24 protein-coding genes and 2 pseudogenes are annotated in these 24,768 nt (G+C 61.2%); 4 read left to right on the forward strand and 22 right to left on the reverse strand.

Annotated features, from left to right (window positions below):
- Nucleotides 1-76 precede the first annotated feature (76 nt).
- The 8 genes from ACFJIU_RS01805 to ACFJIU_RS01840 all read right to left on the reverse strand — a co-directional run bounded on the left by ACFJIU_RS01805 (nt 77) and on the right by ACFJIU_RS01840 (nt 9,115).
- A complete protein-coding gene (locus ACFJIU_RS01805; protein WP_379072902.1) occupies nt 77-670 on the reverse strand; it encodes a transglycosylase SLT domain-containing protein in 594 nt (197 codons plus the stop codon).
- On the reverse strand, nt 600-1,925 hold the full coding sequence (locus tag ACFJIU_RS01810) for a flagellar hook-length control protein FliK (RefSeq protein WP_379066982.1): 1,326 nt from the start codon (nt 1,923-1,925) through the stop codon (nt 600-602). Before ACFJIU_RS01810 ends, ACFJIU_RS01805 begins: the two co-directional genes overlap by 71 nt.
- Nucleotides 1,922-3,325, reverse strand: coding sequence for a chemotaxis protein MotC (locus ACFJIU_RS01815; RefSeq protein WP_379066984.1), 1,404 nt, complete (start codon nt 3,323-3,325; stop codon nt 1,922-1,924). The genes ACFJIU_RS01810 and ACFJIU_RS01815 overlap by 4 nt, the downstream gene beginning before the upstream one ends.
- Nucleotides 3,322-4,620, reverse strand: coding sequence for a MotB family protein (locus ACFJIU_RS01820; RefSeq protein ID WP_379066986.1), 1,299 nt, complete (start codon nt 4,618-4,620; stop codon nt 3,322-3,324). The genes ACFJIU_RS01815 and ACFJIU_RS01820 overlap by 4 nt, the downstream gene beginning before the upstream one ends.
- Nucleotides 4,617-5,162: a hypothetical protein gene (locus ACFJIU_RS01825; RefSeq protein ID WP_379066988.1), complete on the reverse strand. Its 546-nt coding sequence runs from the start codon at nt 5,160-5,162 to the stop codon at nt 4,617-4,619. Before ACFJIU_RS01825 ends, ACFJIU_RS01820 begins: the two co-directional genes overlap by 4 nt.
- Before the next feature lie 81 nt (nt 5,163-5,243).
- A complete protein-coding gene (fliF, locus tag ACFJIU_RS01830) occupies nt 5,244-6,881 on the reverse strand; it encodes a flagellar basal-body MS-ring/collar protein FliF (protein WP_379066989.1) in 1,638 nt (545 codons plus the stop codon).
- Between the two features lie 135 nt (nt 6,882-7,016).
- On the reverse strand, nt 7,017-7,931 hold the full coding sequence (locus ACFJIU_RS01835; RefSeq protein ID WP_348629995.1) for a flagellin: 915 nt from the start codon (nt 7,929-7,931) through the stop codon (nt 7,017-7,019).
- Between the two features lie 242 nt (nt 7,932-8,173).
- Nucleotides 8,174-9,115 carry a flagellin gene (locus ACFJIU_RS01840; protein WP_129413532.1) on the reverse strand — a complete coding sequence of 314 codons (942 nt, stop codon included), beginning with the start codon at nt 9,113-9,115 and terminating at the stop codon, nt 8,174-8,176.
- Between the two features lie 302 nt (nt 9,116-9,417).
- Here ACFJIU_RS01840 and ACFJIU_RS01845 point away from each other — a divergent pair, with 302 nt between their 5' ends.
- On the forward strand, nt 9,418-11,049 hold the full coding sequence (locus ACFJIU_RS01845; RefSeq protein WP_379066991.1) for a hypothetical protein: 1,632 nt from the start codon (nt 9,418-9,420) through the stop codon (nt 11,047-11,049).
- A 187-nt stretch (nt 11,050-11,236) separates the two neighbouring features.
- Here the strand turns inward: ACFJIU_RS01845 and fliP are convergent, their stop codons facing one another.
- The 14 genes and pseudogenes from fliP to ACFJIU_RS01915 form a co-directional block, all read right to left on the reverse strand.
- Complete coding sequence (fliP, locus tag ACFJIU_RS01850; RefSeq protein ID WP_379066993.1) at nt 11,237-11,968, reverse strand: flagellar type III secretion system pore protein FliP; 732 nt, start codon at nt 11,966-11,968, stop codon at nt 11,237-11,239.
- Nucleotides 11,965-12,453, reverse strand: a complete 489-nt coding sequence (fliL, locus tag ACFJIU_RS01855) for a flagellar basal body-associated protein FliL (protein ID WP_379066995.1) — start codon at nt 12,451-12,453, stop codon at nt 11,965-11,967. Before fliL ends, fliP begins: the two co-directional genes overlap by 4 nt.
- A gap of 13 nt (nt 12,454-12,466) precedes the next feature.
- Complete coding sequence (gene flgH, locus ACFJIU_RS01860; RefSeq protein WP_129413537.1) at nt 12,467-13,171, reverse strand: flagellar basal body L-ring protein FlgH; 705 nt, start codon at nt 13,169-13,171, stop codon at nt 12,467-12,469.
- A complete protein-coding gene (locus ACFJIU_RS01865; protein ID WP_379066997.1) occupies nt 13,168-13,812 on the reverse strand; it encodes a MotE family protein in 645 nt (214 codons plus the stop codon). Before ACFJIU_RS01865 ends, flgH begins: the two co-directional genes overlap by 4 nt.
- An 8-nt stretch (nt 13,813-13,820) precedes the next feature.
- Complete coding sequence (locus tag ACFJIU_RS01870; RefSeq protein ID WP_379072905.1) at nt 13,821-15,071, reverse strand: flagellar basal body P-ring protein FlgI; 1,251 nt, start codon at nt 15,069-15,071, stop codon at nt 13,821-13,823.
- Between the two features lie 69 nt (nt 15,072-15,140).
- Nucleotides 15,141-15,542 (reverse strand): annotated as a pseudogene (gene flgA, locus ACFJIU_RS01875) (flagellar basal body P-ring formation chaperone FlgA); the annotation flags it as partial.
- Between the two features lie 5 nt (nt 15,543-15,547).
- Complete coding sequence (flgG, locus tag ACFJIU_RS01880) at nt 15,548-16,336, reverse strand: flagellar basal-body rod protein FlgG (RefSeq protein WP_379066999.1); 789 nt, start codon at nt 16,334-16,336, stop codon at nt 15,548-15,550.
- Nucleotides 16,337-16,346: 10 nt separating this feature from the next.
- Nucleotides 16,347-16,673, reverse strand: coding sequence for a flagellar hook-basal body complex protein FliE (locus tag ACFJIU_RS01885; protein ID WP_379067001.1), 327 nt, complete (start codon nt 16,671-16,673; stop codon nt 16,347-16,349).
- Nucleotides 16,670-17,089, reverse strand: a complete 420-nt coding sequence (flgC, locus tag ACFJIU_RS01890) for a flagellar basal body rod protein FlgC (RefSeq protein ID WP_144379177.1) — start codon at nt 17,087-17,089, stop codon at nt 16,670-16,672. The genes ACFJIU_RS01885 and flgC overlap by 4 nt, the downstream gene beginning before the upstream one ends.
- Nucleotides 17,090-17,093: 4 nt before the next feature.
- On the reverse strand, nt 17,094-17,471 hold the full coding sequence (gene flgB / locus ACFJIU_RS01895) for a flagellar basal body rod protein FlgB (RefSeq protein ID WP_379067003.1): 378 nt from the start codon (nt 17,469-17,471) through the stop codon (nt 17,094-17,096).
- 82 nt (nt 17,472-17,553) lie between these two features.
- On the reverse strand, nt 17,554-18,228 hold the full coding sequence (locus tag ACFJIU_RS01900; RefSeq protein ID WP_379067005.1) for a hypothetical protein: 675 nt from the start codon (nt 18,226-18,228) through the stop codon (nt 17,554-17,556).
- A 157-nt stretch (nt 18,229-18,385) separates the two neighbouring features.
- Nucleotides 18,386-19,789, reverse strand: coding sequence for a flagellar protein export ATPase FliI (fliI, locus tag ACFJIU_RS01905; protein WP_379067007.1), 1,404 nt, complete (start codon nt 19,787-19,789; stop codon nt 18,386-18,388).
- A 6-nt stretch (nt 19,790-19,795) separates the two neighbouring features.
- Nucleotides 19,796-20,518 carry a flagellar basal-body rod protein FlgF gene (gene flgF, locus ACFJIU_RS01910; protein ID WP_379067009.1) on the reverse strand — a complete coding sequence of 241 codons (723 nt, stop codon included), beginning with the start codon at nt 20,516-20,518 and terminating at the stop codon, nt 19,796-19,798.
- 7 nt (nt 20,519-20,525) lie between these two features.
- A complete protein-coding gene (locus ACFJIU_RS01915; protein WP_379067011.1) occupies nt 20,526-22,343 on the reverse strand; it encodes a DUF1217 domain-containing protein in 1,818 nt (605 codons plus the stop codon).
- Between the two features lie 162 nt (nt 22,344-22,505).
- On the opposite strand from ACFJIU_RS01915, the pseudogene motA reads away from it, so the two are divergent.
- The 3 genes and pseudogenes from motA (at nt 22,506) to fliN (ending at nt 24,756) form a co-directional block, all read left to right on the forward strand.
- Nucleotides 22,506-23,380: pseudogene (gene motA / locus ACFJIU_RS01920) on the forward strand (flagellar motor stator protein MotA).
- A gap of 34 nt (nt 23,381-23,414) precedes the next feature.
- A complete protein-coding gene (locus tag ACFJIU_RS01925) occupies nt 23,415-24,344 on the forward strand; it encodes a FliM/FliN family flagellar motor switch protein (protein WP_379067013.1) in 930 nt (309 codons plus the stop codon).
- A 25-nt stretch (nt 24,345-24,369) separates the two neighbouring features.
- On the forward strand, nt 24,370-24,756 hold the full coding sequence (gene fliN / locus ACFJIU_RS01930; RefSeq protein ID WP_379067015.1) for a flagellar motor switch protein FliN: 387 nt from the start codon (nt 24,370-24,372) through the stop codon (nt 24,754-24,756).
- Nucleotides 24,757-24,768: the final 12 nt, after the last annotated feature.

Consider the following 24,768-nt stretch of genomic DNA (forward strand, 5'->3'; position numbering starts at 1 on the left):
CAGGCCGAATTCAGTGACGAAAACGGCGTACGTCCGCACTGCAAGAGTGTGGCCGGTGTCCTGTTCTGGCTACAACCTATGGTGTGCAGAAACTGCGAGCGTTGGCCGTCCACTTGCCAAAGCCGACGGCGACCATGTTGGTGATCACCCGACAGACATAACGCTTCTGGGCGGGGTCATTGTTGGGGCCGGCGTGGTAGCGCGCGACGGCCATGGACCAGGTCTCGTGCCTCGCGTGCAGTTGCGTGAGGAAGCGCGCAGCGTAGTCTACGTTGCGACGCGGATCGAGCATGTCCTCGACGCTGCGGAACTGGTCGCCATGATAGCGATGATTGATCTGCATGCAGCCGAGATCGATCAGGGACTTGCCTTCGCGCCGTGCAGACTCGAAGGCAAGCAGCGCCTCCGAACGGGAGCGCGGGAAGACAGCTTTTCCTTCTATATTCAAAGCGTTGGGTTGAAGGCTGCCCTTGTTTCCGGTCTCCGTCAATCCGACCGCATAGAGAATGCCGGCAGGTATCCGATAGCGGTCCGCGGCGCGCAGGATCTCGGCTTCGCAGGGATTGGTCGCTGCCGCCGCCGTCTGGGCGACGGGCGCGCTAGATAAACAGGCCGCGGCCAGGACGGTCCTGAGAAGGCGGCGCTGAGCGCTGGTCCGGTTGCCTGTCATCACCACGGTTCCTTCCTGACTGTCCGTTTGTGCCATCGCCGTTCCCGCTGGAATTGCCTGGCTGGAAGGACGATTGATCGCGTCCGGGTGACGTTGCCGTTTGTGGTGCATCCGCCCGCGCGGCCGGTGTCGATGCTATCGAAGGTTGCAGGATGGTCACCTTGTCGATGTCGAATCCGAGCGACTTCAGCGACTTCACAATCGCCTCGCTATCGGAGCTCAATCGACGATGTGCTTCGTAGGTATCGGGCTTCAACTCAATCGACAGTTGCTCGCCAGCGAGGCGAAGATTGGCGGTGACTGTCCCTAGCTCCGCAGGGTGCAATTCGATCTTCAATACGTGTGTTGGAACTGCAACAGCCGAGCCGTTTTGAATGCCTGTTGCGGTCGCTGGCGCGGCCCTTGCTGGTGCGGCGTTGCTGGCAATCGCATCGATGACGTCGCGCGCAGCCTGGCTGACGTTTTGAAGAGCCGGTGCCGGAAAATTCTGCTCGGCCGAGACTGTCGCGCGTGAGGCTCCGGACTGCTTCAGAACATCGTTCGAAGCCCTACCGTTGCTCTCGCTTTTCGACGGTTCGGCCGAGATAGCCGAACTGTCCCCCGACACGGCTTCCTCGGTCGTAGAGCCGAGCGATATGGCTGCGTCCTGGGCGGACGTTCCCGCGACAACGCTTGGCGTATTGGCCGGCGCCGTCGCCCCGCTTGCAGCGCGAGTTGCAGCCGATTGGTCGATGTGGATCTTCGGCGATGGCTTGTCATCGCCAAGACTTGTTCCGGTGTCTCGTGTTCCCTGCAGAATCGCCGGGCGCTTTGCCTTGTCCGCTGACAGGAGATCGGCTTCGGCATCGGCTGTGTCCGGTTCGGACCGCTTCTCCGAATTGTCCGATTGCTGTCGGCCCAGACTGTGAAGGCTCAGGAACAACGGTATGCGGGTGCCTGCCGCCTGCTCCTGGGTGTTGGACGACGTGTCGTCGCCTGGCTCTTCGTTGCCAGCTTCGTCGTCGATCTCCGCTGCGGGATCGTCTCCGGGCGCAGCGATACGATCGCGGCTATTGAACTTGAAATCGCCGCGGATGTTTTCCCGATGCGAGCTGTCTGATCCGCGCTGGATCACCTTTTCTTTGCCTGTCGGCTCGCGATGAGCGACCAGATCGTCGAAGGCAGGACCATCTTCGCCGGTCTTGCCAGCCGACTGCTGGTTGCCTGACCGCGGCAACGCGATGCCCGGGAAATTCTGGCCTACACTAGCAGTCATTGAGGCGAGGCTCCCAGTAGAAGATCGATCTTGTCGAGTTTGCGTTTGGTATCCGCGATGGCGGCATCGGTCGTGTCCGAGCCACCATTCGCGGATGCAGGCAGAATGGTTGCGGGTGGCGACTGGATCGCTGCATCCTGAGTTGCAGAAGCGGGCGTCTTCGGCGGTTTTGCTGCCGTTTCGGTTGCAGGCCGCTCCGATATGGCGTCCTCGACCGCAGGAAGATCGGAACCGTCGTCTGGAGCGGCTTCTGCCTGCGCTTTGCCGGCCTGATCGCTTGCTGCCCCAGACTTTTCCTGTGCAGCGACGTTAGGCTTCGGCTGCGACCTGGCGGTCGCGGAAGGCGGCGGATCGAAGACCGCCGGTATTGGTGGCGCAACGACCTCCTGGGTAATCTGCTGAGCCGCATCGAGCAGCGAACGGTCACTCGGTGACAATCGACTGCGGTCGATCGTCTTCAGCTTGGCGCGAATGTCATCGACCGTCGCCGAGGTGATGCTGGACAGGCTGGCATAGAGTTCGGCGCGCGGATCATCCGCTTGCGTCGCGCCCTTGTCCTCGGGGATGGCCTTCGTGGATGCGAAGGCAGACAGTTCATTCAATCCGTCGATGGCAGCGCGGCGCGCGATACGCAGATAGATGACCCGCTCTCGCTCCGTGTCCATCATCGAGGTGATGTCAGCCAGCTTGTCCTGGCTCAGCGCCATATGCAGTGTCACCACGCCGGCGACAAAACTGTCGGCGAACTGGCTGGCATAGGGAGAGAGCAGGTAGCGTTCGACATATTGGGTGGAAGCTTGTGCAAACCGGGCCGCGTCGCCGTTGGTCGTGGCAATCGCCACCGAACGGCGCAATGCGGCTTCTTCCACCAGCGTGCCGGGACTGAGCAACCTGGCTTGATCGAGCAGCTTCAGCGCCTGAACAGGATCGTCGATCGCCAACAGAGAACCCTTGATGAGGGCGACGAACGCACCGACATCCGGCGACAGTGTCATCGGATCGATCGGCTGCAATGCCGCAATGGCTGGCCCCGGCTGGCCGCCCAGGTAGTGCAGAATGCCATCGACGATCGCCTGGTTGGTCTCATCGAGCTGGATGCGACCGGCTGCACCTCTGACCGTTGCCGGGTTGCCGCCGCTCATGCCGTAGACGAGCAACGCGCGCAGGTTCTTGGGTTCCTTGAAATCGTCGGGTTTCGACGCACGAAAACGGGCGTCGGCCATTTCGAGCAGCTTGTTCTGCATTGGCAGCGCGGCGTGATCGCCCGACGCCAGCCTGTCCTGCACGAGCTGGAGCGAGCGCACCATCTGATAGGGCTGCAACGGATCCTGGGCGAGGGCGGGCGTGGTTACGCCCAACCCAAGCAGAGCGAACCCAAGGATGCGCGCCGCGCGGGTCATCCCCCCGTCTCCAGCAGGATTTCGATGCGTCGGTTCACGGCGGCGAGAGGGTCCGCCTTGTTCTTCGGCTCGCGATCGGCGAAACCGGCGACTTCCTTGATGCGGCTTTCGTCCAGGCCACCACGCACCAGCATGTAGTAGGCCGAATGCGCACGGGCGGTGGAAAGCCGCCAGTTGTCATAACCGCCCTTGAAGGGACGGGCGTCGGTATGGCCCTGGATGGCAACCGTGCCCTTCTGGTCCTTGACGATGCGACCGATCTTTTCCATCGCAAGCACGAGGTCGCGACGCGGCACTGCCGAGCCGATTTCGAACATGCCGAAGTTGAAGCTGTCGGTGACCGAGATGACGACACCTTTGTCGGTGGCCTCGACGCTGACGCCATCGGCAATTGCCTCACCTGGCTTGAAGGCCTCGGCGATCTTCTTCTTCACGTCTTCGGCCGCTTTTTCCGTTGCGGGCGTCGGAGCCTTGTCCTGCTTGGCTGCCTCGGCGTTTTCCTTGGCAGCCTCCGGCCTGGCCATGGAAGGATCTTTTGCTGCGCTCTGATCCGTGCGCGCCTGTTGATCTTTGCCGACAGGCTGTCCCTTGGCTTGCGACGCGACGGCTTGCTGATCCTTGGCCGCTGTCTTTGTCAGCTGTTGTGACTGCTCTTCAGGCTTGGCCGCTTCGGCGCTGGCCTCGGGCAGAGGAGTTGATATCTGCTGTGACCAGAAATCCGGAGCGAACGGATCGCGATAGGAATCACCGCCCGATGCGCCGGTGGCTGGGCCAGCAATCTGCGCCCCACCTTCACCCTTGGTGCTGACGTTCTGTCTCGTACCGGTCTCGGCAGCGATTTCGGCGAGAACGGCGTAAGGATCGGCGAACAATTTCTCGTCAGCGTTCTTCGCCTCTTCGGCTTTGTCCTGCTTGGCGTTCTGGCCGCTCTGTTGTTCCTGCGCGCTGCCGGGATTGCCTTTGCCGTTGTGACCCTGCTTGGCGGCGCCTTCCACGGGGTCGTTGGAGGTGTAGCCCGGTTCGTCGGGTCCGTCGCCGATATCCTGCAAGCCCTTGCGGCTGGCACTGCGATCGATCAGCGGAACCGGGTTGAAGTAAGATGCTACGGCCGCCCTGGTCTGTTCATTCGCTGCGTTGATCAGCCACATGACAAGGAAAAAGCACATCATCGCGGTCATGAAATCCGCGAAGGCGATTTTCCAGACACCACCATGATGACCGTCATCATGGTCGTCGTGATTGCGACGGACGATGATGATTTCCTGCCTGTGATCAGCGCCTTCAGTCGTACTCATGAAAGGACCTCAGACAGAGCTGTCGACCATTCCGACATGCGTGTTTCGACGACGGTGTCATTGACGACGAGGGTCAAGTCGAGCGCGGACGCTTCGGTGAAATCCAGGCTCGCTGCCCGTTTGCCGAGAGCGGCCTTCAATGGCTCGTACAGGGAGAGCGGGCCGCGGACAGAAACGCGAACGGATTCGCTGTCGGCGAGTGTATCGCGAATGACCTTTTCCAGCGCGACGAGCGAGCGTTTCTGCAACTCATCACTCAACATGCCGCCAATGATACGGGCGACCGTATCGCCCATCAGATCATGCAGATGGTGTTCCAGTTGCTCCGTTCGTTGAGCGATCGCCTTTCCGACATCACCGCCCAGGCCGTCGACCAGCGCCTTGGCCTGCTCGGCAGCGGCATGGCGCTCTGTCTCGAGCTGTTCGTTGAAGGCTGCCGTCAACCTGGCCTCGAGCGCGTCCTCGGCCTTGGCGACCGCCATTGCGATCAGCTTGTCGACATCGATAGCAGGGGGGCCGTCGCCAAAGGGGGGGCGGCTCAACGGGTGTATGAGCCGGCACGCCGCCATGGTGGGCCGGCGTGCCGAAATCCGGCAGCAGGTCGGAAAGGGATGCCTGTCGCATCAGCCCACGGCTTCCTGGGCCGTCCATTTGCGCAGGATGTTGGCCGTACGCTCTTCATTGATGTCGACCATGCGGGCGAGCCTGTCCTGTGGCGCCGGCCGCAGCTTCCTGCGCAGGTCGTCGAGAGGCGCCGGGCGACTGTTGTCGGCCAGGGCGGGAGTGGGTGTTTCCACTTCGGAGCCTGCGCCCGGATTGGGTAACGAGCGCTGTACGTCATCGAAGCTCGGACCGGCCAGTGCTGCCGGCTTGTTGGTCAGGGCGGCAGCCATCGGACGCAGCCCGAAGAAGGCGACGAGGAATACGACAACGATGAAGGCAGCGGCATTGATCAAGCTGCCGGTATAACTCGCGACTGCGTCGAGGATACCGGGCGAAGCAAGTTCCTGGCCATCCAGCCCGTCGATGAATTCGACAGCCGAGACATCGATGATGTCGCCACGCTTTTCATCAAGGCCGGTAGCCGATGCAACCATCTTCTTGATGTCGGCGACGCGCTGGGCGACCTGCTCCGGCTTGGCGTCCTTGCCCAGGACCGACAGCAATCGCTGCTGATTGACGACGACGGCGATCGACATCTTGGTGACCGTGTAGCCGTTGGAAACCGTGGCGATCTTCTTGGAATTGATCTCGTAGTTGGTGATCTCTTCCTTGCGGTCGTTCTGCGAGCTCGACTGCGGACCGTCCGTTGCGGCCGTCTGCGTCTCCGGCAGGTTCTGTTCGACCGTGGCAGGCGTTGCCGCCTGGCGCTGATTGCTGTTCTCGTTTGCCTTGACTGTCTGGACGGAGCGCTCAACCCGCGATTCCGGATCGAAGATGGTTTCTTCCGTCTGGCGTGTGTCGGTGTTGACGTCGGCCTTGACGCTGGCGCGGAAGTTGTCCGGACCGAGATAGGGAGTCAGCGCGCGACGGATATTGTCCTCGATCTGGCTTTCGACGGTGCGTTCGACGCCAAGCGAACGGGCTGCGCTGGTGTTGGATGGGTCGTCGCCGGCAGCCAGCAGGTTGCCGGCCGAATCAAGCACCGTCACTTTTTCCGCCGACAGGCCGGGCACGGCTGCGGCGACCAGATGGCGGATCGACATGGCAGCCTTGCCACCGTCGATACCGGCATAACGGATGACCACGGATGCGGACGGCTGCTGCTCCTCGCGGCGGAAATTGGCGCGCTCGGACATCACGATGTGAACGCGAGCGGCCTTGACGCCGGCCAGAGACTGGATGGTACGAGCGATCTCTCCTTCCAGCGCACGCACGCGAGTGACCTGCTGCATGAAAGAGGTAAGGCCGAGCGAACCGACCTTGTCGAACAACTCGTAGCCGGCGTTGGCGCTGGTCGGCAGGCCCTTTTCGGCCAACAGCATGCGCGCCTTGGCGGTGGTGCCCACAGGTACCGACACGCTGGTGCCGTCCGAACCGACGTCGAAATTGAAGCCGGCTTCGGAAAGCACCATGCCGATCTGGTTCACGTCGGAACGTTCGAGGCCGACATAGAGCGTCTCGTAGGAAGGGCGGTTCAGGTAAACCGAGCCGATACCGATGACGGCAAGCGTCAAAAGCGCGATGCCGGCCATAATGGCCAGCCGCTTGGTGCCAAAATCCTGAAGATTGATGACGATGCTTCTAAGTTGTTCCGGCACGGGTCGAGGGTCCCTGCATGATTGCCCGCTGGAACACTAGACGTCGAAGCTTGTGCGAAAATGGTATCGGGCCGCGCTTGTGGCGCGGCCCGATGGATAAGGAACAAAATTCAGGCGAGCAGAACCCGCGGCCGGTCAGCTCTTGAAGAGGGACAGGATGTTCTGGGCGCTGGAGTTGGCAATCGACAAAGCCTGGATGCCGAGTTGCTGCTGCACCTGCAGCGCCTGAAGCCTTGTTGATTCTCGATCCATATCGGCATCGACAAGTTGCCCGACCCCTCGATCAATCGAATCGGAAAGCTTGGAGACGAAATCCTTCTGCATATCGACGCGGGACTTCGCGGCACCGAGCTCGGACGCTGCGCTGGCCATCTTGGCAAGCACCTTTTCGACGTCGGTGAGCAGGTTGTCGAACTGTGCTGTTTCGCCCGTGCCGGCGACACCTGTGAGATCGGAGACCGATATGTCCAGCAGCGCTTTGGTGGAGGCGCTTCCTGTCGAATCCAGGATACCAGCCTTGGCGGCGGCACTCGCATCGATCAGGCGGACATTGTTCAACGGAATGTCGATCATGCCGGTGGTGACATTGCCGGCGGAATCACGATTGTAGGAAGAGATGATGCCGAGGCTGGCGTTCGTGACGCCTGAGTCGGTCTTCAGCATGTTCGTGCCAGCGTAGCTGGCCCCGGCAATGTTGTCCTTCAACTGCTTCTGCAGGGAATCAATGTCGCCCTGGATCTTGCTGCGCTGCTCAGGGCCGGACGCCTTTGCGAGCAGGATCTTCTGCTTGATGGCATCGACGACTTCGATCGCCTTGTTCATGGCGGTGTAGGCCGTGTCGACCTTGCCGGCTCCGAGGCCGAGCGCGTCCTGGACAACGGAATTCGCCTTGTTGTCGGAGCGCATGGTGGTGGCGATCGACCAGTAGGCGGCATTGTCGGAAGCGGTCGAGACGCGGTAGCCGGTCGAAATGCGCGACTGGGTCTGTTCGAGCGCCTTGTTGGTGGCGTTCAGGCTCTGCAGCGCGGTCAGCGCCGAGGCGTTTGTCATGATGCTCGCCAAGATAACTCCCCTTCAAATGGCCGCGCATTCCCCGCGCGATGACTGACCGCCAGCGTTGGCTTCCTGGAAACGGACGGCGGAGCAACGTGGTTAACAATAGCTAACCAGTCATGGTTAACAGGTCATTAAAGAGGACTCTAATACAAGTCGTGAACGTTAAGAAAATAAAAATCAGGCCGCGCTTTTGGCGCGGCCTGACGATTGGTCGTGTTGCCTGAGAAGGTTCGGGATCAGCCGCGGAAGAGCGACAGGATCTGCTGCGACGAGCCGTTGGCGATCGACAGAGCCTGGATACCGAGCTGCTGCTGGACCTGAAGGGCCTGCAGGCGGGTCGATTCCTTGTTCATGTCGGCGTCAACGAGCTGGCCGACGCCACGATCGATCGAGTCGGAGAGCTTCGAAACGAAGTCCTTCTGCATGTCGATACGAGCCTTGGCAGCACCGAGTTCGGCAGCGCCGGTGGCCATGCCCTTCAAGGCCGATTCGATGCCGGTCAGCAGTGCGTCGAAGTCACCGGCGGTGCTTGCACCACCCGTGCCTGACACCTTCAGGTCCAGGATAGTGGTTTCCGCGCCTGTCGCGCCGAACTGCTTGTCCAGGATGCCGGTCTTGGCGGAAGCCGCAGCGGAGGCGTCCGAATCGATCAGTCGGGTGTTCTTGAAGTCGACGTCGATGGTACCAGTCGTGACCTTGCCCGCGGAATCGCGGTTGTAGGACGTCATGACCGTCAACTTGGTGTCGGTCGCCGCGGCATTGCCGCTGGTCTGCAGCAGGTTCGAGCCGGCATAGTTGGCACCAGCGATGTTGTCCTTGAGCTGGGACTGCAGGTTGCCGATTTCCGTCTGGATGCGTTCGCGGTCGGCACCGCTCGAGGTCTTGGCCAGCAGTACCTTCTGCTTGATCTGGTCGACGACGTCGATCGCCTTGTTCATGGCGGTGTAGGCGGTGTCGACCTTGCCGGCGCCGAGGCCGAGCGCGTCCTGAACAACCGAGTTGGCCTTGTTGTCCGAACGCATGGTGGTGGCGATCGACCAGTAGGCGGCGTTGTCGGAAGCTTCAGCAACGCGCATGCCGGTGGCGATGCGGCCCTGGGTTACCTGGAGGTTTTTGTTGGTTGCGTTGAGGCTCTGGAGAGCGGTCAAGGCGGCGGCGTTGGTCAGAATGCTGGACATAAGTCCTGTTCCTTTTACTAAACTCTACTAAGGAACATGCCGTGAAGTATCGGCCAGAGCGGAGCGGCATCATGCCTGTGGCCATTCCTGCCACCCGCTCTCTAGGCCGCCTTTATGGCGGATAGGTCCTACCAAACCGCTAACGTCCAGCGTGCAATTCGCCAAATGTCGTTCGAACGGTGCGTTGGCTGCACTTGCCGAATCAATACGGGTGCGGGGAAAGTTTCGCACAATCTACATTTGCAAGAATGACGGCGCGAGCTGCCAAGAGCAGCATGTGAAACCGCGGCGGGGAAGGTCGAATGTCGTCAGCAAAAAATCTGCGCACCACTGAAGCTTCGGACGACATTCGATTGCCGATCGGAAGCAATGTCCGCGGTGCGGCGACACTCATCTGCGCGGCCAACGGCGTTGGAATTGGACCGGCCTTGGCCAATCGTTCCACAGGCGTTTCAGAGCGGGACCGGAAAAACGCGAAAAAAGCCGCGAAACTTGTGAAGCAGGCTCACAAGGCTCTTGAGGAACGCGGTTCCAGGAGAGCGGAGATACTGCTTGATGAAGCAATCGCGCTTCTGGACAATCCGCCTTCCGTATTGTGGTGCCATCGCCTCGTCGCAGCATCCAAGGCATCCAACTATGAATACGTTGTCGAAAACTATCAGCGTATCCGAGACATGGTTACGAGTGAGGACGAAATTGTCGTCGTCGAGCGGTCATGGATCGACTGCCTTATTTCAGCGGGCTTCTATGGAGAAGCATTGCGTGAACTCGATTCCCTTGCTGTCCGCAATACTCTTGCCTGGAGCGCGATGAAGACCACCCTCGGGGTGATTCACGGCCGGCTGGGCAATCTCGGCAAGGCGATTGCCATACAGAAGGAAATTCTCGCCAGAGAGCCGTCGGATGTGCTCGCACGCTGGAACCTTTCAATCCATCAGCTGGAAGCGGGAGAACTGCCGGAGGCGTTCGACAATTACGAGGCCCGATGGGACTGGAAAGATTTTCCGTCAGAGCACCGCACCTTCGAGATACCGCGCTGGATGGGTGAGAGCCTTGAAGGAAAGAAGGTTCTCGTCTGGCGCGAACAGGGCGTGGGTGACGAAATTCGTTTTGCCGGTGTGTTGCCGGACCTCATTGCCGCCGGGGCCAGCATAACTTTCGAAAGTGCCCGCAAGCTCGCACCGCTGTTTCAAAAGTCCTTCCCTGAGGTTACGGTCCGGCCCGAGCAGCCCGCCGAGGCACGCAAGCGCGACGACTACAAGGGGTTCGATTTCGAGGTGCCGGTCGGCTCGCTGGCGCGGTACTTTCGACCAACCGTTGCGGATATGCGGTCCAAGTGCCGACCATGGCTCAAGCGCGATCCCGAGATCGAAGCGCAGGTGCGTTCTGACATCGGCGCGGCACCACACCAGCCTGTCATTGGCCTGGCCTGGCGATCTTCCAACCAGAATGTGGAGCGAAACCAGCACTACGTGAAAGGGGAATATCTTTCACCGTTGAAGATGCTTGGCGCGGCCAAGTTCATCTGTCTTCAGTACGATGAGTGCAGCGAGGAGGTTGGCGTCATGCGTGAGCTAGGCCTGCCTCTCTATGATTTCCCCGCGATAGACCAGATGAACGATCTCGTGTCGGCCGCCTATCTTGCCGGCGCCTGCGACATCGTTATCTCGGCCGGCACCGCCACTGCGGAACTGTGTGCGGGGCTTGGTATTCCCACCGTTTTGTTTGGGCTCAAGCATTCCCAGACTCAGCTCGGGACGGATGATGTGCCGTGGCACCCGGCAACCCGGTTCGTGTCGTTGGATCCGGACGAGCCGATCGGTGTACCGAGGTCGATTCTTTTTGACTGGAACAACATCGCCGGCTGGGCCGAGCAGGCGAGCGTCTCTGGTCGGCAGATCGACTGGCGGCTGTCGTTTCCCGGGGCAGCCTGAGAGCGCTGCCCGCAGATATTGGCTGGAGACAAAACCAAACGAATGAAGCCTGCCTTGCGGTGGGCTTTATTCGTTTGGGTATCAACTCATGATACCGCCCAACAATTCGATGGTGCGTAGGGTTCGCGAGTAACCTGGCGCAGTTCGGCCCGCGGCCGACGGCCGGAGTTGCGATCCGGCGCGTTCGCTAGGTGAACGAGCGCACCAGGCTGCCGACAAGCAGGTTCCAGCCGTCGATCAGCACGAAGAACATGATCTTGAACGGCAGCGACACCACCGTGGGCGGCAGCATCATCATGCCCATCGCCATGGTGATGGTGGCCACGATCAGATCTATGACCAGGAAAGGCAGCACGATCAGGAAGCCGATCTCGAAGCCTCGGCGGATTTCGGAGATCATGAATGCCGGCACCAGGATACGCAGGTCGACCGTGCCTCTTTCCACCGTCTGGCCGCGCTCGCGGGCGAGGTCGGCAAACAGGTCGAAATCCTTGTCGCGCACATTGTTCAGCATGAAGGTGCGGAACGGGTCGGAAATGCGCTCCAGCGCCACCTGCTGGCTGATCTGGTTGTCCATGAGCGGCTTCACGCCGTTGGCCCAGGCACGGTCAAAGGTTGGCGCCATGACATAGAAGGTCATGAACAGCGACAGCGAGATCAGGATCAGGTTGGCTGGGGTGGACTGCAGGCCGATGCCGGCACGCAGAATAGAAAAAGCAATGATGAAGCGGGTGAAGCTCGTCACCATGATGAGCAGGCCCGGCGCCACCGACAGCACGGTGAGCAGGCCGAACATCTGGATGATGGTCGCAACCGTGGTACCGCTTGCCTGGCCGATGCCGCCGAGATCGATCTGCTGGGCGCTTGCGGCCGTTACCGTTGCGGCGAAAACGGTCAGGAGGACGAGAAGTTTTTTCATTCGAACAACAGCGTCCTGACCAGTACTTCCTTGACCTTGCCACCGCTGCGGATGGCGGCGCGTTCCTGCAGATCCGCACGCAGGTGCTGATAGCCGCTGGCGCCTTCGACCTGATGCATCTTCACGGTGCGCAGGAAGGCAAGCAGATCCTGATGCACATCTTCGGCCATGCCGGCCGGCGGCGGTCCGTCGAAAACCAGGGAAAGCTGCACACGAGCCCAGATCTCGGCGGGCGCCGCCAGATTGGTGGTCATCGGTGCGAGATCAACCAGGGCTGGACCTGCGTCGCCTTCCTTCTTGGCCTCGTGGGTCGCTTTTTTCTCGTGGCTTTCCTTGGCCGGCGGAGCCGGTTTCTCGGAGTTCTTGAGGTAAGTGCCGGCGAACCAGCCGACACCCAATGCCGCGCCGGTCATGGCAAGCAGCATCGCTATCTGGATGATGAGAGAGGGGCCTTTCGGCGGTGCTATTTGCTCGGTGTTGGCCACGCTCTTCTATCCGCTAGAACGGCAGTACCTGGTCGAGAACCTGCTGGCCGTATCCGGGCTGCTGGACCTCGGAGACGCGGCCACGGCCGCCATAAGAAATGCGTGCCTCGGCGATGCGATCATAGGCGATGGTGTTTTGTGGCCCGATATCGGCAGGGCGCACGATGCCAGCGATGGTCAGGACGCGCATTTCGTAGTTGACGCGCACTTCCTGCGAGCCGGTGATCATGAGATTGCCATTCGGCAGCACGTTGGTGACAACGGCGGCGACATTGAGCTCGATGGTTTCCGAACGTTCGATGGCACCGTCGGCATTGGTCTTGGTCTTCGATTCCATGCTGCCATCCAGCTTGCCGCCGGTGCTGGCGCTGTCCCATTCGGCATCGGCCTTCAAACCCAGTGAACGGCTTGCCGTACGGCTGCGATCATTCTGGTTCTTGAACTTGGCCCGATCGTTGATCTTGATCATGACGGTGAGGATGTCACCGGCGCGCAGGGCGCGTGGATCGGTAAACAGTCGGCTCTGGCGGTCATCCCACAGCGAGAAACGGCGCCGTTGCGTCGCCGGTGGTTCAGGATACTGATAGACCGGTTCTGCCTGGCTGCGGATACCCGAGCCAACCGGCGACATTCGCGGCTCCTTGTTGACATCGCGGAGGTCAGAAGCGCAGCCGGCGAGGCTGGCGGTGGCGATGAGGATCAATGCCTTGCGGATCATGTCGGGTCTACCCTGCGGGCGGCACTGCCCATGATGCCGGTGAGCGCGGCAGCCGCCTTGGTGTCCATTTCGTTGAGTATGACGCTTGCCTTGCGCGCATCGAGTTTCATCAGGATGGCGGCGGCGAGTTCGACATTGGTGCCGGCCAACCGCTCGGCGGCTGCGTCGGGTTTCATGCCGGAATAGATCTTGACCAGGCTGTCCTCCGCGCGGGCAAGGAAGACCTCACGCCGTTTCAGCCACTCCTCGTATTCGGCGCGCTTTTCCTCGAGCGCACCGATGCGTTTGTCGACCTCGGTCTGCAACTGCTTGAGTTCGGCCGCCTGAAGCGAATAGCGACGATCGCGCGCGGCATCGGCGATGTTGGAGCAGAAGCGCTGGACCTCGCTTTCATCGCTTGGCGGGGCGATTGTTCCCGTGGTGAGGGCAACGGTGCCTTCCTGTGCTGCCAGATGCGGGGCTGGTTCGGCCAGCTCGGTTCTTGGCGCTTCGCGGGTCAGGTTTTGCGCGGCGACCGCACCCTGTCCGCCGGGCAGCACCTGCCGTACTTCTTCGGCATGGGCGTATCCAAGCGTGCCCAGAAAGGCGATCAGTGCGCCTGCCTTGATGGTCGATGCGTGGATGCGGCGTGTGCTTTTCATCGAACAGCCTATTGGAGCACGAGGTCGGCTTGCAGCGCGCCGGCAGACTTGATGCCTTGCAGAATGGCGATGATGCCGTCGGGCTTGACGCCGAGGCGGTTAAGACCGGAGACCAGCGTCTGCAGATCCGGGCCATCGAGAACAGCGACACGGGCATTGGGCTGGCTGATATCGATGGCGGTGTTCGGCTCGACCGCTGTCACGCCGCGCGAGAATGGTTCCGGCTGCACGACGGTCGGCGCTTCGGTGATGCGAACGGTGAGTGTGCCGTGGCTGATGGCAACACGCGAGATCTTGACCTTGTTGCCGATGACGATCGTGCCGGTGCGTTCGTCGATGACGACGCGGGCAGGAGTATCGGTCTCGATGACGAGATTTTCGATTTCCGCGTAGAAGCGTGCTGCCGCTATGCCCTTCGGCTTCTTGATGGAAACGGTCCGGCTGTCACGCTCTGCGGCGACACGCACGCCGAAACGCTGGCGCGTATAGTCGTTGACGGCGTCCGCGATACGGACAGCCGTCGAAAAATCCGCATTGTAGAGCTGCAGCGTCAGCATCGACTGATCGCCGAATTCGGCCTGAACCGCGCGTTCGACGATGGCGCCGTTCGGCACGCGGCCGGCTGTCGGGACGCCCTGTGTCACCTGCTGTGCCTGTCCTTGCGCGGTGAAGCCGGAAACCACGACCGAACCCTGGCCGACTGCGTAGATTTCGCCGTCAGCGGCTTTCAGCGGGGTCATGATGAGAGTGCCGCCTTGCAGCGAGGTGGCATCGCCCATCGACGACACGCTGATGTCGATGCGGGCGCCGGATTGCACGAAGGGTGGCATGTTGGCGGTGACGATGACAGCCGCGACATTCTTGGCGCGTGCATTGGTGCCCTGTGAAGCGATGCCGAGGTTCTCCAGCATGGCGCGGATAGACTGCTCGGTGAACGGCGAGTTGCGCAAGGAGTCGCCCGTGCCTTGCAGGCCGATGACGAGACCATAGCCGACCAACTGGTTGTCGCGCGCGCTTTGCAAACGCGCGACATCCTTGATGCGCGAGGCAACCTGACCGGGCGGCAGCGAACTGGGGCCCGGCGAAACCTGGAACATGCGACTGGCAGTATCCGCATCGTAATTGGGGTCGTCGAACTGGCCACCCTCACGCGAGGCCTTGGCAGCAAGCTCGCGCTTGGCCTTGGCGTTCAGGCCATCGGCCAGAACGGGCTGTGCACAGAGCAGTGACGCAAGAACGATGGAAAATGCACGCTTCATGTAGCGGAAAACCTGGATGGAGCCATCGGCCATCACTGTCCCTGAAAGCACCTTGCCGCTGTCGACATTGCGGACCTTGATCAGGTCGCCGGCCGAGCCCGGCTGCAAGGACACCGCGGAGGCCGAGATGGTGAGCACGCCGGCGGTGAAGAAGACCTGTACCGTCGCTCCCTGTTCGACCAGCCAGGCTTCGCGAACCGAGTTGGCCGGGATGTAGCGGCCGGGCAGCAATGTGCGTTTGGCAACCTTGCCGTCGAGTTCGGAGGCGATTGTGATCATGCCGGCCGGTTTACGACGCCCCGGCGCGAGGGTGACTTCCTTCAGGGCGGGGAGACCGATCGTCTCGCCCGGGTAGATGACCCGGTTGGGGATGAGCACGACCTCGTCGGCGAACGCCGGCAGCGCGCCGATGGCCACGGCCAGGGCGAGTGTCAGACCGTATGCGGCGGAACGGAGGGCGTGCCGGATCATCTTCGTTACCGGATGTTCTTGGAGACAACCGCGGCCATCTCGTCAGCCGCCTGAATGACCTTGGAATTCATTTCGTAGGCGCGCTGCGCGGAAATCAGGTCGGTGATTTCCTTGACCGGGTCGACGTTGGAGTTTTCGACATAGTTCTGGCGGATGGTCGCGAAACCAGGATCGCCCGGAACGCCGACATTGGCTGGACCCGATGCTTCGGTTTCCTGGAACAGGTTGTCGCCCAGCGGCGCCAGGCCGGCCTCGTTGGCGAAGGTCGCGATGGTCAACTGGCCCAGGTTCTGCAGTTCCAGCTGGCCATCGACCCGGGCAAAGACCTGACCCGACTTGTTGATGATGAGTTCCTTGGTGTCGAGCGGCACGGTGATCGCGGGAACGATCGGCGCGCCGTCGACCGTCACCATCTGCCCGGTGGCGTTGGTGTTGAAGGTACCGGCGCGGGTGTAGAACGTCTGGCCGTCAGCACCTTCAATCTGGAACCAGCCCTTGCCGTCGAGAGCGAGGTCATAGGAGTTGCCGGTGTTGGTGAAGCTGCCCTGGATGTGGACGTTGCGCACCGCACTCGTCTTCACGCCGAGGCCGACCGATACGCCTTCCGGCACGATCGACGTGTTGCCGCGATCGGGTACGCCCTGCGTGCGGTCGACCTGGTAAAGCAGGTCGGAGAACTCGGCACGGGCGCGCTTGTAGCCGGTCGTGTTGATGTTGGCGATGTTGTTGGCGATGACTTCCAGGTTGGTCTGCTGGGCGTTCATGCCGGTGGCGGCGATGGCAAGGGCTTTCACGGGCGCGTCCTCAAATGCTCATGCGGCTGACTTCGAGATAGGCCGTGACGATCTTGTCGCGGATGGCGATGGTCGTCTGGAGCGCCTGCTGCGCACCCATGACGGCGTCGACGACCTGCCGGGTATCGACGTCGCCCTTCAGCGCCTGGATGGAAACCTGTTCAGCGTTCTGCAGCGTGTTGACCGTCTTCGTCGCCGCCTGGTTAAGCGCTTCGGCGAAGGTGGACGCGACTTGCGTGCCGGTGGGCGCGGCGCTCGTTGCGCCGAACAGATCTGTCGAGGTCTCCGAGCCGCCGTTGGCGGGTTTCAACTGGACTGCGCCGATACCGCCAATCATGACTGGTTCCTCATAAGGTCAATGGTCATCGAGATAAGATCGCGGGCCTGTTTCACGACCTGCAGGTTCGCTTCGTAGGAGCGGTTCGCCTCGGTCATGTCGGCCATTTCAATCAGCACATTGACGTTGGGCATCTTCACGTAGCCCTTTGCGTCAGCAGCCTGGTTGCCGGGCTGGAACTCGACCGGAAAATCGGATGGGTCCTGAGCGATGGAATTGATCTCCACCGTCGAGCCGCCGGAGGCGCGGTCAAGTTCCGAGACGAAGGAGATCGTCTTGCGACGATAGGGATCGGCACCCGGCGTGGTTCCCGTCGACTGTGCGTTGGCGAGATTTTCGGAAACGACGCGCATGCGTTCGGACTGGGCGCCAAGGCCTGAAGCTGCAACCTTGAGAGCGGCGGTGAGAGCGTCCATCGCGTCAGCCCTTTATCGTGGTCATCATCATGGTGTGGAAGGCTTTCACGATGGCGGTGTTGAGCTCGAACGAACGGCGAATTTCGCCAGCCTTCATGAGCTCATTTTCCATCACCACCGTGTTCTTGGACGGCATCGCCGGGCCTGTGGGCTCCTGCGGCTTGACGGCGAAGGCTGCTTCCGTGACACCGCCAAGATGGCCGCTCTGCGTGGCGCTCAGGCGAACGGCCGTGCGGTCGAGAACCTTTTCGAAGGGTTCGACGTCTTTGGCGGTGTAGCCTGGCGTATTCGCGTTGGCGATGTTGCCGGCGACGGACGACTGGCGAACCGACAGCCATTGCGACTGTCTGGTTGCAAGGTTGAAAAGGTTGACGGGCTCCATGGGAATCTCCGGATCGTTAACCGGAAATTAGGACACCAGTCTTGCGCGGGCCTTGCGCGTGGCGGCAAGGCCCGAAGGTACGCTAGTTGGAGATTTCGAGTACGCGGTCGGTGTTGGTAACCAGAACCCACTTGCCTGCGCGCTGTTCAATCGATTTCACGCGCGAAGAATCCGGCAGTGTCGAACCGGTTTGCACGACCCACAGTCCCGAATTGTCCTCAATCATCGCGCGGCCGTTGGCTATGTGAACCAGCCGGAAAGCCACGGCCTCCACCGGATAAGGCTGTTCCTCAACGCCTGGCACTTGTTCCGGCGCCAGGGGGCGGCTTTGCAGCGTGGCGGTGAAGGACATGTCGAGGTTCGGTTCCAGCGCCTCGACTTGACCCTGCATCGGATTGGTTCCGCTACCGTCCGGCGTTACCACCATGCGTCCAGCGTTCTGGCCGCGGCCGCCGAACTTGATGCCTTGTACGCCAAACTGTTCCGGATTGAAGAAGATGTACCAGGGGAACAGCGCGCAAACGAGACCGAGCATGACGCCCGAAGCGGCCATGATGAAGTCGCTGCGCCGGGTATCTTTCTTCATCCTCTGGAACGGCTCGCTCGATTGCAGGGGCCGATCAGGGAAATCGGTTCTGGAGGTTCTAGCGGGTCGTCGGCTTAGATTTGGTAAATGAGCCTTGGGTTCCGGCGTAATATCCGGCGGCGCAAACAGTTCGGCCAGGGCGTCGCCGCTGCCTACCTGTTCTGCCTTCACTGTCTTTTTCGATCTGCCCGTCGAAGCCCGCTTGCGTTCCTGCCTTGAAAGCGGGCTCATCAGCCTGGACAGCAGGCGGTTTCGCGGGCGCGCGCGGTTCTCCGCTGCCGTTGCCTGCGCAAGCATCTCGTGCAGCAGCGCCTCGGTCTGTTCCAGGTCAGTCTGTCGGATCGGCATTGTGCCTGCCTCTCAGATGATGGGCGAGATCCGAGAAGGGATCGGCCGAGGCGCCGTCCTTCGGTGATTGCGTCAGGGCTTCGTAAATAAGCGGCACCTGACGCACCGCCATGTCGAGTTCAGGGTCTGCTCCGCCCTGATAGGCACCGAGCAGGCGGATGTCGCGGGTGTCTTCGAACCGCGAGATCATCGCCTTCAGCCTTGTCACCAATGTTTGTTGATCAGGCGTCCAGGCTTTCGAGGCGAGACGCGAAATGGAGGCAAGCGGATTGACCGGTGGATAACGGCCCTGTTCGGCGATCGAACGATCAAGCACGACGTGACCGTCGAGAATGCCGCGCACGGAATCGGCGACGGGGTCGTTGTGATCATCGCCGTCGACGAGCACCGAGATGATGGCGGTGATCGAGCCGGTTCCTTCAAGCCCGGGACCGGCACGCTCAAGCAGTTTGGGCAGATCGGTGAACACCGATGCCGGATAGCCGCGTGCCACCGGAGGCTCGCCGGTACCTGTCGCCACTTCACGCAAGGCATGTGCGAAACGCGTGATCGAGTTCAGGACCAGCAGGACGCGATGGCCCTGGTCGCGGAAGTGTTCGGCGACGCGCATGGCGGTATCGGGGGCGCGCCGCCGCATCATGGCGCTTTCGTCGCTGGTTGCGACCACGGCTACGGTCTTTGCCATTGCCGTCGCGCCGATCGTGTCCTCGAGGAACTCGCGCACCTCGCGACCACGTTCACCGACGAGCGCCACGACCACCGTATCAAAGGCATCGGCGCCGGCGAGCATCGCGAGCAGCGTCGATTTGCCGACGCCCGAGCCGGCGAAGACTCCCATGCGCTGGCCGAAGCAGAGCGGGGTGAAGATGTCGATGACGCGAACACCGGTCATGAAGGATGTGCCGACGCGTTGACGTGCCAAGGCGCCGGGAGTGGCATCGTGTGGAAATTCGATCTCGGACTTGCGCAGCAGCGGCGGGCCACCGTCGATGGCACGCGCGAGTGCGTCGATGGTGCGGCCACGCCATGAGGCATGCGGCGTCACCGCAAGCGGACCGCGCCGGAAAACCGTATCGCCTATGCCCGCATCCGGGCTGCGTTCGAAGGGCGCGACAACAATGTCGTCGCGGCCGATATGGACGATTTCGCCGCGGCGATTGCCACTGCGGCTCCGGTGTTCGACAATGTCACCCAGCCTTGCGATATCCGAGAGTCCACGCACCTTGTAGTGTGTCGCCGATACTTCGGCGACAAGGCCACCACGCTTCAGCATCGCATCGTCATTGTCGAAACGACGCCAGACATGCTCCAGCACCGCGAGTCGGTTCTCAGGCCTTGCATCGCGTTCAATGGTGCGGATCAGGGACCGGTCGGCGGCAGCCATCGTGGATTACTTCGAACCGAGTGTCTTGATCGCCTCGTCGGTCGAACTGCCCGCCTGCCGGACCATCGCCGCGACATTCTCGAAGGCGCGCTGCACCTGGATCAGTCGCATCATTTCCATGACCGGATTGACGTTGGAGTTTTCGAGGAAACCTTGTGCCACGCCGACGTCGGAGCGGTCGGTGACCGGCTCCGGCGCCCGCGGGGGCACGATGCCGGAATTGCCGTAGCGGGTGAAATTCACGCCAGGGTCGAAGGTGAACAGGCCAATGGCGCCGACCTGGCGGTCGCCCTGACGCAAGGCACCGTCAGCACCGACCTTGGGCGGTCCACCGCGTGGATCGAGCTGGATCGGGGCGCCGCCTGCGTCGAGTACGGGATGCCCTTCGATCGAAAGCAACTCGCCATTCTGGTTCATGGAGAAGCGGCCGTCGCGCGTCATGATGGTGCCCGACGGTGTCTGGATGCCGAACCAGGCGTTTCCTTTCACGGCAAAATCGAACGGATTGCCTGTCTCCTGCATGCCGCCGTTGGCACCGGAAAGGAAAGTATCGCCGGTGGATGCAAAGGCGACAGACCGCTGGCCCGTTCCGGAGACGACGTCCTCGAATTTCACACCCGTTGCGCGAAAGCCGATGGTCGAGGCGTTTGCGACGTTGTCGGCGATCGTGTTGAGGCGCTTCTCCAGCGCGATCTGGGAGGACAGGGAGACGTAAAGGCTATCTTGCATGATGGTCCTAGAATTTCTTCAGCCGCTGCATGGCAAAGAGGAGATCGGTGGAAACGCCGGCGGCGGTCGGCTGGGCAAACAGGATCGTGGCCGCCGACATCTGCGGCGATGACGGATTGTCGAGCTCGTACATGGTGGTGTAGCGGGTGATGAACTTGCCGAGTTTCACGGGATCGGCGAAATCCTTGATGTTGAACTTGCTTTCGAACAGCTTCACCTGCTTGTCGATGTCGGCCTTGGCAAAGGCTTCCGGCAGGCCGAACGCCGTGCGCACCACCTGCGAAAGCGCCTTGTCGGCCAGGACTTCGTACCAGTTGGTCAGCGACGGCGCCTTGCGCTGGAAATAGAGTGCCAGCCGCACGCCTTCATTGGTCTTGCCGGCATCTTCTTCGAGTGTCTGACGCACATACTTGTCGGTCGCCGGCTGTTGCGCCAGCGAACGGGTCACGGCCTTCTCGCCATACTGGGCGAAATTGAAGGCGGTGACGAAGGCGATATAGTTCTTGCTGCCCGACTTGTTGGCCGGACTGTTCGGATCGGTGATGCCGCCTTCAAGCATCTGGCGGATGCGCGCCGGCGTTTCCTTGGAGGGGTCGAGGCCATAAGCCGTCAGCGCGTAGTTCAACAGACGCTTGTCGGCCAGCAAGCCGTCCACGGAGCGCAGCTTGACGACATTGGCGTTGTAGTAGGCTGTTTCGGCGGCGATGTAATCGGCGCCGGGCTTGATCAGGCCGATCTGGCTTTTCGTGGTGTATAGTTTGAGCGTGTCCTTCTGGACGGCATCGCGGGTGGTCGTGTCCCGACCATGCTCGGCAAAATTGAAGGCCGTGACAAAGTCGACATAGGCTTTGCCTGCCACATTGGCCGGGCTTTTCGGATCGGTGATGCCGCCATCCAGCATCTTGCGGATGGCTGTCGGATCTTCCGCATCCATGTCCAGCCCGAAAGCGGACATGGCGACCCTCAGCAGGCGCTTGTCATTGACCAGATCGTAGGCCGACGTCACCTTGCCGATATTGAGTTTGTAATACTCGCTTTCGGCCTTGGTGTATTCCGGCCGTTGCAGGATCGTGGAAAACCCGGCGTTTGCGATGTACTGCTTGGGCACGGCAAACTGAACAGCGTCCTTGGACGTGGTGTCGGCGCCGAATTGGGTGAAATCAAAGGCGGTAACGAAATTGGCGTAGCGCTTGTCACCTGCCGCGGCGAGCTTGTTGGCCGGGCTGTCGGGATTGCTGACCCCGCCCTCCAGCATTTCGCGGATACGCTCTGGCGTCTCTTTCTTGGCATCGATTCCGAAGGCGCCAAGGGCGATGGTCAGCAACCTGGAATCGCCCATCAGGTCGTCGATCGACTTCACGCTCGAAATCTTGCCGATGTAATTACGGATTTCGCCTTCGAGAAAGCTGCTGCCTTGCTGCGTATAAGTGATGCCGACCTGCAGGGAGAAATTCTTCGGCACGTCATGCTGCGCGCCATTGTAGGTGGTGGCCAACTCGCCATAGCGTGCGAAGTTGAAGGCCTTGACGAACTCGGCGTAGCGCTTGTCGGTCAGCTTGTTGGCGAATGAGTCCGGCTTGTCGATGCCCTCTGTGAGTGCCTTCTTCATGAAGGCCTTGGCATATGCCATGTCTTCGAGGCCGAAGGCCTTCATGGCATATTTGAAAAGGCGGTCATTTTTCAGGAATTCATCGATCGACTTCACCTTGCCGATGTTGTCGAGATAGTACTTCGTATCGCGCGAGACCGTGACCTGCTTGCTGGTCCGGTCAAGCGACCGGGTAAGGTCCCTGGTGATCAACTGATAGTCCAGATAGGTGCTCACGCACGCCTCCCGCTGCAGCAGTTCATGCTAAAGTAGGTCAACTTCCTTGCGCGAGGCTGAATCGCATCTGTCAAAAGCGAGGCGGATGCGGCTCCAGGATTCAAGCCTCACACAAGGCACGACGTCTATTCCGTCTACAGTTGAATCTCGGAAGGACCGGCAGTGGGCATTTTGATCGGCTTGGTGGTGACGCTCGGTTGCGTCCTCGGCGGCTTCATGGCCATGGGCGGGCACGTGCAGGTGCTGATCCAGCCATGGGAAGCCGTCATCATCTGCGGCGCGGCGTTGGGGTGCTTCCTCGTCGCCAACCCGATGAAGACGGTTAAGGATACGGGCAAAGCCATCCTGGAAGCCTTCAAACAGTCGGTACCGAAGGAGCAGGACTATCTCGAGACACTGGGTGTCCTGCACTCGCTGATGCGCGAACTGCGCTCCAAGTCTCGTTCCGAGGTCGAAGCCCATATCGACAATCCGGAAGAGTCGCCGATCTTCCAGGCATTTCCGACGGTCCTCAAGAACCACGATCTCACGCATTTCATCTGCGACTATTGCCGCATCATCATCATCGGCAATGCGCGTCCGTTCGAGATCGAGGCGCTGATGGATGAAGAGATCCAGACCATCAAGGCCGACAAGCTGAAGCCCTATCACGCGATGGTTGCCGTTGGTGACGGCCTGCCGGCACTCGGCATCGTCGCGGCGGTGCTGGGCGTGGTGAAGGCGATGGGTGCACTCGACCAGTCGCCTGAAATCCTGGGGGGCTCATCGGTGCGGCGCTTGTCGGCACCTTCCTGGGCATCTTCCTCTCCTATGCCGTGGTTGGCCCGATCGCCACCAAGATCAAGATGGTGCGCGAGAAGAAGAACCGGCTTTACATCATCGTAAAGCAGACGCTGCTTGCCTACATGAACGGGTCGCTGCCCCAGGTTGCCATCGAGTTTGGCCGCAAGACGATCTCGTCTTATGATCGCCCGTCCATCGACGCCGTTGAACAGAGCACGCTGAGCACCGGTGCCGCGGACAAGAAGGCGGCGTAAGCATGGCCTGTAAGAGCAACGATGTGATGGCGTCATGAGCGGCCTTGCCACGATGGATGACAGCCGTGCGCTGGTAATCGAGCGTCTGGTCGGCGACAGCGGGGAAGCGTCGCATGTGATCGGTGCCGGCCGCTCGATGGGCGAACGCATTGTCTCCCCATTGCAGAAGCGTCTTTCCGGCGAGATCGGCGCACAGGTGACAATCGACCTGCGTGCAGTCGAGGTTTCCCGTACCACCCAGGCGCGGTCGCATGCCGGTGACAATTTCGCCATGACAGTCGCGCCCTCGACCGTTTCGTCCGACGCGCTGACGATGGTGATGGATGCACAGGCCGTCGCCGTGATGGTCTCTGCTCTCTTCGGTGGAGATCCGGAAGCCGCGATCTCGCCGATCGAGCGCGACCTGTCGCCGTTGGAAGCCGAAGTGGCTACCCTGGTTTTCGAAGAGATCGCGCAGGCGCTGAACGGATCGGGCAAGCGTTCACTCGATCTGCGTTTCCCGGTTCCACGCGCCATGTCTGGCCAGGAAGCCAGACGTCGTGTCTTGCGTGACGGCGCGGCCGTGCGTCTTGTCTTCGGTCTGTCGACGCCGACGGAGAGCGGCACGATCACGGTGATGATCCCGCAGCGCGTGCTTCTGGTGCAGCGCAATGGCGGGACTGAAGAGGAGACGTCGTCGCAGACCGAGTGGCACGAACGCTTTTCCGAAGAGGTGATGCGTTCGGCTGTCACTCTCGAAGCGACGATGCCGCTGGCAAGGATGACCTTGGGCGATCTCGCGCGGCTGCACGTCGGGCAGGTCCTCGATATCGAGGAAAATGCGCAGGGACAGGCGCAGCTGTCCGCGCGCAACAAGACGCTGTTTGTCTGCGAGTTCGGCAAACTCGGCCAGAACTATACGGTTCGTATCAAGCAACCCTTTGATGCGGGCCAGGACTTCATCGACGGGTTGATGCCCGGCTGATGCCGGGACTATTTGGAGACGACGCATGAGCAAGACCAACCCGGAAGCCGACCTCGAAGCCTCGGACGATCAGCTCAACCGTGCGATCGAGGAATTGCGCGGTGTGCTGCAGGAGGAAGAGCAGCGTGCCGGCACGCCGGCACGCGACGCAACCGCGACCAATCCTGGTGTCATCCTCAACATCCCGGTTGACGTCCAGATCGTGCTTGGCAGCGCCGAGATGCAGGTATCCGACCTGATGGGTCTGCAGAAGGGATCGACGGTGGCGCTGAACCGTCGCATCGGCGAACCGGTCGACGTTGTCGTCAACGGTCGTCGCATTGCGCGCGGTGAAATCACGGTCCTTGAAAACGATCCGTCGCGGTTTGGCATTCGCCTGACCGAAATCGTCGCGGCCAAAAAGAACGGTTGACCATGCGACCTG

This window comes from Mesorhizobium sp. UC74_2, from assembly GCF_042701485.1.
Classification (GTDB): domain Bacteria; phylum Pseudomonadota; class Alphaproteobacteria; order Rhizobiales; family Rhizobiaceae; genus Mesorhizobium.